Source organism: Francisella sp. SYW-9, from assembly GCF_008711465.1.
Taxonomy (GTDB): Bacteria; Pseudomonadota; Gammaproteobacteria; order Francisellales; family Francisellaceae; genus Francisella.
On the sequence record NZ_VXKQ01000033.1, the window covers coordinates 45,849 to 54,016 of the forward strand.

The window sequence follows — 8,168 nt, forward strand, 5'->3', positions numbered from 1 at the left end:
GCCTATGTATTTAGCACTTGAGCTTGCGTATCACTATCATAAACAGTGCCATCTGCTGGTGCTGTTAATTGAGTATAGTCTTGATCTGTTTGATGTTTTTCCTGCTGAGAGTTTGCTTTATCCATGGTTCTATCATAAGAACTAAAGAAAGTTCCCTTTTTCAATGATCCTGAAATGCCACCTAAACCTTGTTTATTAGATTTCTTATCTGCTGCTGCTGAATTTAGCTCAGCCTCTGTCTGCTTAATTATCTTGATATTAGCATTACTCTTAAGCTTAGCATTATTTAGAGCTTTACGTATCTGGCTCAATAACTTAACACTTTGATTTATATGATCTGGTGCTAATGTTTTACCATCTCCAGCAAATACTGTGTCTACTTTCACTAAACTAGATAAATCATCAACTTTACGAGCTTTTATAACAAATATTAAATTCTTTTTAATATCCTTAACTCTTATTAAATTACCAGATAGTATCTCATCTTTTACTGACAACAGTTTATAATCTTTTGGTCTTTTTTTGAAATACTCTTCAAGTAAGTTTAAAGTTATAGCTATAGGTTCTCTAAATACCAGTTTTAACGCTCCAGTACTATCATAAAGAACACTTATAGAAACTTCTGCGATTTGATCATCAATAATCTTAGACATATTAAATTTGTCAGAATAGTTAGCAGGCAACATTTCTTTCTGTGCTTCACTTACTTGTGATTTAGCGTAATTATTATTTCCTTCTGGAAGCTTAAGTGCTGGTTTTATAGCATTTCCATTTAAGCCTGTTGGAATTTTTAAAGGTTGTTCTTCTTTAACCTGAGCTCTTGCATAATCATATTTTCTATTTCTAAATGGTGCACCACTCACAGTTTCTGATAGATTTTCATATGAAAAATCATTATCAACGCTATTTGTTGAGCAGTCTTGCAATAGAAAAGCAAAGCCTAACATTACAAGTATTTTAGATATATTTTTCATTATTTTAAATTCATATGATTTGAATGATTAAGTTAGCTAAATATTATAACACAGTGATATACTATTATATAAGAAAGCTTTTAGTAATAAACATGAGTATACCTAATGAAAGATAATTTATTTATATTTTTACAATATTTATTGCCGCATGGTCTAACTTCACGATTAGTGAGTAGGCTTGCTGAATCAAAGAATAGGGCTATAAAGAACTACTTGATTAATCTAGCTATAAAGAAGTTTAAAATAAATACTGATGAAGCAAAAGAAACTAATCTTGATAATTACTCATCATTTAATGACTTCTTTACAAGAGAGCTAAAAGACGGAGTAAGACCTCTAAACACAGAGCGTACTATTATTACATCTCCTGCTGACGGTGTTTTGAGCGAGTTTGGAAATATTGAAAATGATACTCTTATTCAAGCAAAAGGAAAATCTTTTACACTTGAATCATTAATAGCAAATAGTTCTAGTACAACATTTACAAAGTTTGCAACCATTTACTTATCACCCAAAGATTATCATAGAGTTCATATGCCTATCGATGGTAAATTAACAAAGATGGTTTATATCCCAGGTAAGCTTTATTCTGTTAATAAATTAACCACTAGTAGAATAGACAATTTATTTGCTAAAAATGAACGATTAGTTTGTTATTTTGATACACAAATTGGTGAAGTAGCTGTAATCTTTGTCGGCGCTCTTTTAGTTGCTGGTATCGAAACTGTATGGCATGGCAAAGTTGCTCCCAACTACTATAGAAATATCCAAACTTGGAACTATGGTAGTAATGATTATGATATTAAATTTAAAAAAGGTGATACTATTGGTTGGTTTAATTATGGGTCAACTATTATTGTTCTTACACCAGGGGAAAAAATAGATTTTAACTTTAAAGAAAATAACTCAAATATAAGTGTCAATCAAGATTTAGCTTTTATAGTAGAATAAAGATTTACATTTATCCAACAACGGCTAAATATGTTAGTTTTTGTAAGATTTTCAGACTTACATTCATTAACATATGCTACTTCTCTATTAAGATCAGCACTATCTTCATTCAATCTAAATCTAGGCGGTAATTTAATATCAAATCGTTTTGCCCATTTTCTAATTGTTACATGTTTAAAGCCTAGAACTTTTTCAGCATCTTGATAGCTTAGTCCTTCTCTTTGACACTTTAATAGCATCTCTCGTGCTGAGCACTTAAATTTATCTTCAACTATCTGTTCAAAGTTTCCTGAATATTGATTTGCCATAAAATTGAGCCTCCTTTAATTTATAATTTAAAAGCAAATGACTCCCCCCAACAAAAAAATGTATTCTTTTTTATTTACTAACGACAAGTTTTATATAGCAAACATTAAGTAAAAATTAATATTTAAAACTGATCGTTAATTATCGAATACTATGTATTATCAGTCATACTACTTAATCATATTATTTAATTTGAAATAATATTTCATTCTCTTATAATCAAAATTTAATTTAAAAATAAGGAACTAATAATTATTCTTCCACAAAATTTACTTATAATCAATAATAAATTAATCTAATAATAATATTTTTTACATTTTAATTAATTTAATACTAATATAAGCATAATTTAGAAAATTTATTAAACATAAATATGACATTAGTTCTTCATATTGGCTTTTATAACTAATATAATCATGTACAGCATATTTAATTGATCTTAAAAACATGGATATAAATCATATTTTAATAACTATATTAATGGCAGGTATTCCATTAATATTTGCTATAACAATGCATGAGGCTGCTCATGGACTTATAGCAAAGTTGCGCGGTGATAATACCGCATATAACCTTGGCAGAGTAACGTTAAATCCAGTTTCACATATAGATCCTATTGGAACTCTATTATTGCCAGGAATAATGTTATTGTCATCAATAGCCGCGGGATTTCCCTTCATATTTGGCTGGGCAAAACCTGTACCTGTAGATTACAGTAACTTAAAGAAACCTAGATTAGATATGGCTCTAGTTGCTTTAGCCGGACCTTTAGCTAACTTTATAATGGCTATTTTATGGGCTGTAGTAGCAAAGTATATAACTTTACACCCCTATATACAAGGTATGGCTTTTTACGGCATTATGATAAACATCGTACTAATGATTTTAAATCTAATACCTATTCCACCATTAGATGGAAGTAAAATTGTAACAGCTTTTTTATCGCCATCACTAGCATTTAAATACAACAGTATACAAAGATATGGTTTTTTTATTTTACTTGCTTTAATAATTATTCCATTTAATGGCTCAAACTTATTATTCTATATTATGAAACCATTTATCATAGCAATTACAAATATTGTCCAATTTATAGTCTTCTAAAATAGAAGTTAAAATTTAGTTTATCTTTTATTTCAAATATATTCTTATCTTAATGTATCTTATAACTATTAATTTTTTATACATTAGATCTAAAAGAATAAATTAAGTATAATAAGATTATCAATAGGCTCTAAAATAAAAAATCCACATGCTAAAACTAATTAAGCTTCCAATATTTTTTTTGTTACTAATAATCTCTATAAATTCCTATTGTTACGGTAGTACACCACCTAAAAAACCAACTATTGTATATGTGACAGCATTTATTACAGATATTCAAAATCTTGATGAGGTAAATGAACAAATTCAGATTGATGCTATATTTAAGTTTAAGTGGCATGATTCAAGACTAGCGTTTGATTCAAAAAAAGATGGAGAAGAATATAAAAATTATCAAGGCAATTTTCAGTACGATGAAATCTTTGAAGGATGGCGACCTCAAATATCAATAATAAATGAGATAGGAAGCCCCCAAATTAAATCAAGACAGCTAAGAGTCTATCCAAATGGTGATGTAGTTTATACAGAACAAAGAACACTTGCTTTAGAAACACCTATGCAACTTAGGAAGTTTCCTTTTGATAAACAAAAACTTAATGCTCATATTATTCCTTTTGGCTACAATGCTAATGAAGTACAGCTAAAAGTAGATCCTGATTATAAAATTACAGTTAAAGATTATATTAAAGATCATCCAAATGTTAATATCGCAGAATGGCAACTTATAAATTTTGATCTCGAAAGTAGTACTCCTGTCAAACAGTACTATGGTAAGCCAAGTAAAGTATCCATGCTTGATTTTAATATTTCACTAGAAAGAAAACCTGTAAATATTTTACTAAAAGTATTAGTTCCTTTATCTCTACTAGTGCTAGCAATGTGGGCAGTCTTTTGGATGGATACGAAAGCTTTATCTGATAGACTAAACATTTCTTTTATTGGCATACTTTCTGTGATTGCTTATCAGTTTTTAGTTGAGGGTGAAATGCCTGATATTGATTATCTTACATTTACAGATGGCTTCTTACTGCTATCATTTTCTATACTTTTTTCTACAGTATTAGAAAGTTTGATAGTCTATTGGCTTGTCAAAACAAATAAGCAATCATTAGCTAAAAATGTAGATATCTTTTCAAGAGCTGCTTTTCCATTAACATATATTGGTCTTATATTTCTTCTTTATTTTATTTACTTGCGTTAAGCTCTTAAAAGAGTAATACTACAATATATAAATTCACTGTTGTAGATCATGACTAAAATGAACAAAGTTTTTAAAATCATCTTAACAACTTTAATTTTAAGCATACCAATATATTCAATAAGCAATCCTAACATTAACTCTCCCAAATCAATAGACTCACTTATTAAATTTCTTCAAAAACAAGTTAGTAATCTTCAGATAGAAGCTAAGAATATTAGTAAACAAGATAGTAAAAAACAACAACCATCATTTGTAATGTATAATAATGTTGTTGTTCGACATAATCCTAATGAAAACCTTTATATTTAGCCTTAATCACTAAAAATAGTTCAATACTATTTTCGTATTTTTTATACTAATTGTCTTAGAAAATGTTATATAATTTTTTTATGTGGTTCATAAAATATTCAGATATACGACTGAGGTTATTCTATGATAATTAAAGGGATAAGTTTTATCTAATCTAGATTTTTGAATATTTTCTTAAATCCATAGCCTGTTCACACTCAACAAGTGATAACCCTTCCATTTGACAAGTATTATTAAAGATTCTCGTATTTACTCTCATTACAGTACTAATATCATTTATATATACGCACCATAGCCCAAATAACTTCTCTATAATATTCAATCTAAAATTCACATTATTTATATTATGGTATAAATATCTCTACGATTAAGATATAAAAATCCATTTTTAAAAATAACTTCGGCTTCTTCATTTGAAACATCCGGAGCTATGATACATTTATCTTTTCTATCCCAATTAACAGGTGTAGCAAGAGCATATTTATCTGTTAGTTATAACACAATTAGAAGAAATTATTTTTGCGCACAGAACCTAATAAATACGTACTTTCTACGATACATGTCCTCTTTGAAATACATATAATTAATTACTAATTAAAACCCTAAATAATATTTGATTCTTAAAATTAAGCATGAGAGAAGCTCAAGTTATTCAACTTAATACCAATTTAAATCAACTGTATTATACAGATGATTATATTTCGATTAATGAGAAATTAAATGCTAAAGAAGCCACCTTTATAATAGGTGATTTACATGGTAATGCCTCGAAATTCATATCTTTCTTATTTTATTCAGAAATTATTCTTGCCAAGGAAGAACGTTCAAAAGGATATAAAACAAGCTTATAAGGATAAAAAATGATCCCTCATAATGGCCTATTATCTGATGATGAAATAAATAATCATAGCGACAATAATAAACTTATCACCTTAAATGATAGAGATCTTGAAGGAATATCCAATTATCCAACAGAGATTGATAAAATGAAATTTGATGGATGGATAACATGTCCTAAGATACTTCGATCTTATCTTTATTTTGGGAGTTATTTTGAAAGAGTGGATTTCGAACATATTTTCCCTCAGGGGAATTATATATATATGTCTGATATTCATCAAAAATATCTAGGAGAATGTTTTATAGATTCGAGTCTTATTTCTATTATAAATAAAAACCCTTTTCATTTACTCTTAAATATGCGATATAAAGATAATCGTATATATGTTAAATTTCACACAAAAAAATATATTAATGACATTTTTAACACTGATTACGATACCGTTATTTACTCTTTGGAACCTACTATCTTAAAGGGGAATATGAAAATTTCTGGATATAATTTTAATAATCATGCTCTATGGGCAAATCTTTTTATAAAAGCATATGCAGCACATTGTCGAGAGACTTTTAAACAAGAAGGTATCAGCTTGCTTTTTTAAATGGTGGATGCAGTATAGAAGTTTATTATGCTATATTAGGAAATTCTCGAGAATTAACTTTTGATTGGCTTATAGAAAGAGGTGTGAGTTATTCCATATTAAAAGCATTTTTTATTGATAATCCTATATCTCAGAAAATAATAGAAGATCAGATACGTGCTATTAATACTTTTAAAAATATTGTTGATAATCAATTGATTGGTAAAAGTAAAATACCTCAATGGAAAGTAGACACATTATTTAGAGAAATATTAAAAACTTTGTCTAATTTTAAAGAAGTTTTGGGTAACTTAGAAGATAATTCTTTACTGGAATATTTATCACCACTTAATAGTTCATTAGAAAATTATTTTGCTTTTAAGAACAATGCGTTAAAGATTGAAGATATAGATGAAAAAACTTTATTAAATAATATTATCAAATTAGCAAAAAGAAAGGCTCCTATTATTGATACTTTCAAAAAATACATAAATTCAACTCATATATTACCAAGTAATATTAGTGAGTTTGCAGATAAATCTTTAAGTCGTCAAAATACGAATAAAGAAAGCTTGTATGCTAAGATTGCAAAATTTGATGATAATTTTTCTATTAATTGGGATTTTTATCGAGTAGAAAAATATATAGTAACTTATATACAAAAACTCCTATCTACAGGTCATTTTATATCTGCTGCTACTAAAAATGATTTAAATCTTAGTAAGTTAAATACCTACTTAAGTCGTATTTATGGAGGTTGGAAAAATGGAATTGTTCCTTGTCATGCATACTCAATTATAGACTGTTATAAAAGAGAAGATAATAATTATTATATTCAGCTAGTTAACCCTCATCAAAAATCAATAGCTGAATATAACAACCAAAATAAACTTATATCAAAACTATCATACCCTGATGGATTTAATAAGCCAAAATATGATGATCATTACTCAAATAAATATGGAGCAATTAAACATAAATTTTTATCAAAGAACTTATTATATCCTGATCAAAAACCTGAGTATAATGGTACTTTTGAATTAAAAGTGCGAGATTTCTTTAATTATTTTTACGAACTTGCTATTGCTAAAGATTCTAGATCTATATCTTTGATAAATAATATACATAATATAAATACACTATATAAAGACCGTAATAACTTTATAAAAGAATTTGATGGCTATTCTTCTAGATCAAAATATATTACAGAATTTACAACAGGAGTTGATGAAATACTTCATAGTGCTAACAGCACTGATCAAATGCTTATAAAAATCAAAGAGCATCTGTTATTGACAGTAAAAAAGTTAACTAGTGAAACTTATATCCTAAAACTTCTAGAAAAAGTTAATGTTTATCTTAAAGAAAAAAGTTATTAATCGACATAAAATATATCACTGATTGAGGGTCTTCAACTAACTATTTAAATTAACCTCCAAATTATAATTTAGGGGTTAATGAAAAAATGGGGGTTAAAGTATAACTGTAACTATTGTAAAACAGAGGTTTAAAAAGAGTTATTTACAAATGTTTGTAGAATCTATAATTGCCGATTTAAGAGTCGATCGTTCATCTGTAAGCTAGACATACCAAAATTTATAGCTATGGTTGCAAAAATTCTGTACCTTCCTAAATAGAACCCCTCAATTTAAAAGTATTATTCACGAGCCCTAATGGGCATTTCATAAATTACTTTTGGGGCTGTCGTCCTAGATAAGTTTATTTTAAACTCTCTCTAACCCAATGTCTAATTAGCTTTAGCTGCTTTTTAGAGTCACTGTGGTTAAACCTCCATTCACTCTCCTTCAAAAATAAATGAAAATGATCTCTAGGAATACCGTTAAATTCCAAGTAAAGAATAAAAAAACCATACCCTATAAATGAAAAAGCCCCATATTTCTA

10 protein-coding genes and 2 pseudogenes are annotated in these 8,168 nt (G+C 27.8%); 7 read left to right on the forward strand and 5 right to left on the reverse strand.

Annotated features, from left to right (window positions below; translation table 11 throughout):
- Positions 1 to 2: 2 nt before the first annotated feature.
- Entirely contained in the window at positions 3 to 974 is a 972-nt protein-coding gene (locus F3D62_RS11790) for a hypothetical protein (RefSeq protein WP_150468449.1), read from the reverse strand.
- 105 nt (positions 975 to 1,079) lie between these two features.
- Here F3D62_RS11790 and asd point away from each other — a divergent pair, with 105 nt between their 5' ends.
- Positions 1,080 to 1,925, forward strand: a complete 846-nt coding sequence (asd, locus tag F3D62_RS11795) for an archaetidylserine decarboxylase (protein ID WP_150468450.1) — start codon at positions 1,080 to 1,082, stop codon at positions 1,923 to 1,925.
- Here the strand turns inward: asd and F3D62_RS11800 are convergent.
- Positions 1,898 to 2,233 (reverse strand): hypothetical protein, encoded by a 336-nt coding sequence (locus tag F3D62_RS11800; protein ID WP_150468451.1) that lies wholly within the window; start codon positions 2,231 to 2,233, stop codon positions 1,898 to 1,900. The genes asd and F3D62_RS11800 overlap by 28 nt on opposite strands.
- A gap of 445 nt (positions 2,234 to 2,678) precedes the next feature.
- Here F3D62_RS11800 and F3D62_RS11805 point away from each other — a divergent pair, with 445 nt between their 5' ends.
- The 3 genes from F3D62_RS11805 to F3D62_RS11815 all read left to right on the forward strand — a co-directional run bounded on the left by F3D62_RS11805 (position 2,679) and on the right by F3D62_RS11815 (position 4,845).
- The gene (locus F3D62_RS11805; protein ID WP_150468452.1) at positions 2,679 to 3,335 is read left to right on the forward strand and encodes a site-2 protease family protein; all 657 of its coding nucleotides are present in this window, start codon (positions 2,679 to 2,681) and stop codon (positions 3,333 to 3,335) included.
- A 148-nt stretch (positions 3,336 to 3,483) separates the two neighbouring features.
- The gene (locus F3D62_RS11810; RefSeq protein WP_150468453.1) at positions 3,484 to 4,536 is read left to right on the forward strand and encodes a ligand-gated ion channel; all 1,053 of its coding nucleotides are present in this window, start codon (positions 3,484 to 3,486) and stop codon (positions 4,534 to 4,536) included.
- A 57-nt stretch (positions 4,537 to 4,593) separates the two neighbouring features.
- Positions 4,594 to 4,845 carry a hypothetical protein gene (locus tag F3D62_RS11815; RefSeq protein WP_150468454.1) on the forward strand — a complete coding sequence of 84 codons (252 nt, stop codon included), beginning with the start codon at positions 4,594 to 4,596 and terminating at the stop codon, positions 4,843 to 4,845.
- Between the two features lie 154 nt (positions 4,846 to 4,999).
- Here the strand turns inward: F3D62_RS11815 and F3D62_RS11820 are convergent, their stop codons facing one another.
- On the reverse strand, positions 5,000 to 5,179 hold the full coding sequence (locus F3D62_RS11820) for a hypothetical protein (RefSeq protein ID WP_150468455.1): 180 nt from the start codon (positions 5,177 to 5,179) through the stop codon (positions 5,000 to 5,002).
- 5 nt (positions 5,180 to 5,184) lie between these two features.
- Positions 5,185 to 5,325, reverse strand: a pseudogene (locus tag F3D62_RS13270) (hypothetical protein); the annotation flags it as partial.
- Positions 5,326 to 5,477: 152 nt separating this feature from the next.
- Between F3D62_RS13270 and F3D62_RS11830 the strand changes: the two are divergent.
- From F3D62_RS11830 to F3D62_RS11840, 3 genes are all read left to right on the forward strand, one after another.
- Positions 5,478 to 5,696 (forward strand): hypothetical protein, encoded by a 219-nt coding sequence (locus F3D62_RS11830; RefSeq protein ID WP_150468456.1) that lies wholly within the window; start codon positions 5,478 to 5,480, stop codon positions 5,694 to 5,696.
- 9 nt (positions 5,697 to 5,705) lie between these two features.
- Positions 5,706 to 6,287 (forward strand): hypothetical protein, encoded by a 582-nt coding sequence (locus F3D62_RS11835; protein ID WP_150468457.1) that lies wholly within the window; start codon positions 5,706 to 5,708, stop codon positions 6,285 to 6,287.
- Positions 6,288 to 6,370: 83 nt separating this feature from the next.
- Positions 6,371 to 7,645: a hypothetical protein gene (locus F3D62_RS11840; protein WP_150468458.1), complete on the forward strand. Its 1,275-nt coding sequence runs from the start codon at positions 6,371 to 6,373 to the stop codon at positions 7,643 to 7,645.
- 340 nt (positions 7,646 to 7,985) lie between these two features.
- On the opposite strand, the pseudogene F3D62_RS11845 reads toward F3D62_RS11840, so the two are convergent.
- Positions 7,986 to 8,114 (reverse strand): annotated as a pseudogene (locus tag F3D62_RS11845) (IS1595 family transposase); the annotation flags it as partial.
- Between the last annotated feature and the right edge of the window lie 54 nt (positions 8,115 to 8,168).

What these genes read in the sequence shown, in the direction of transcription:
- F3D62_RS11790 (WP_150468449.1), bottom strand. Translation starts at nt 974, where the DNA reads ATGAAAAATATATCTAAAATACTTGTAATGTTAGGCTTTGCTTTTCTA.
- asd (WP_150468450.1), top strand. Translation starts at nt 1,080, where the DNA reads ATGAAAGATAATTTATTTATATTTTTACAATATTTATTGCCGCATGGT.
- F3D62_RS11800 (WP_150468451.1), bottom strand. Translation starts at nt 2,233, where the DNA reads ATGGCAAATCAATATTCAGGAAACTTTGAACAGATAGTTGAAGATAAA.
- F3D62_RS11805 (WP_150468452.1), top strand. Translation starts at nt 2,679, where the DNA reads ATGGATATAAATCATATTTTAATAACTATATTAATGGCAGGTATTCCA.
- F3D62_RS11810 (WP_150468453.1), top strand. Translation starts at nt 3,484, where the DNA reads ATGCTAAAACTAATTAAGCTTCCAATATTTTTTTTGTTACTAATAATC.
- F3D62_RS11815 (WP_150468454.1), top strand. Translation starts at nt 4,594, where the DNA reads ATGAACAAAGTTTTTAAAATCATCTTAACAACTTTAATTTTAAGCATA.
- F3D62_RS11830 (WP_150468456.1), top strand. Translation starts at nt 5,478, where the DNA reads ATGAGAGAAGCTCAAGTTATTCAACTTAATACCAATTTAAATCAACTG.
- F3D62_RS11835 (WP_150468457.1), top strand. Translation starts at nt 5,706, where the DNA reads ATGATCCCTCATAATGGCCTATTATCTGATGATGAAATAAATAATCAT.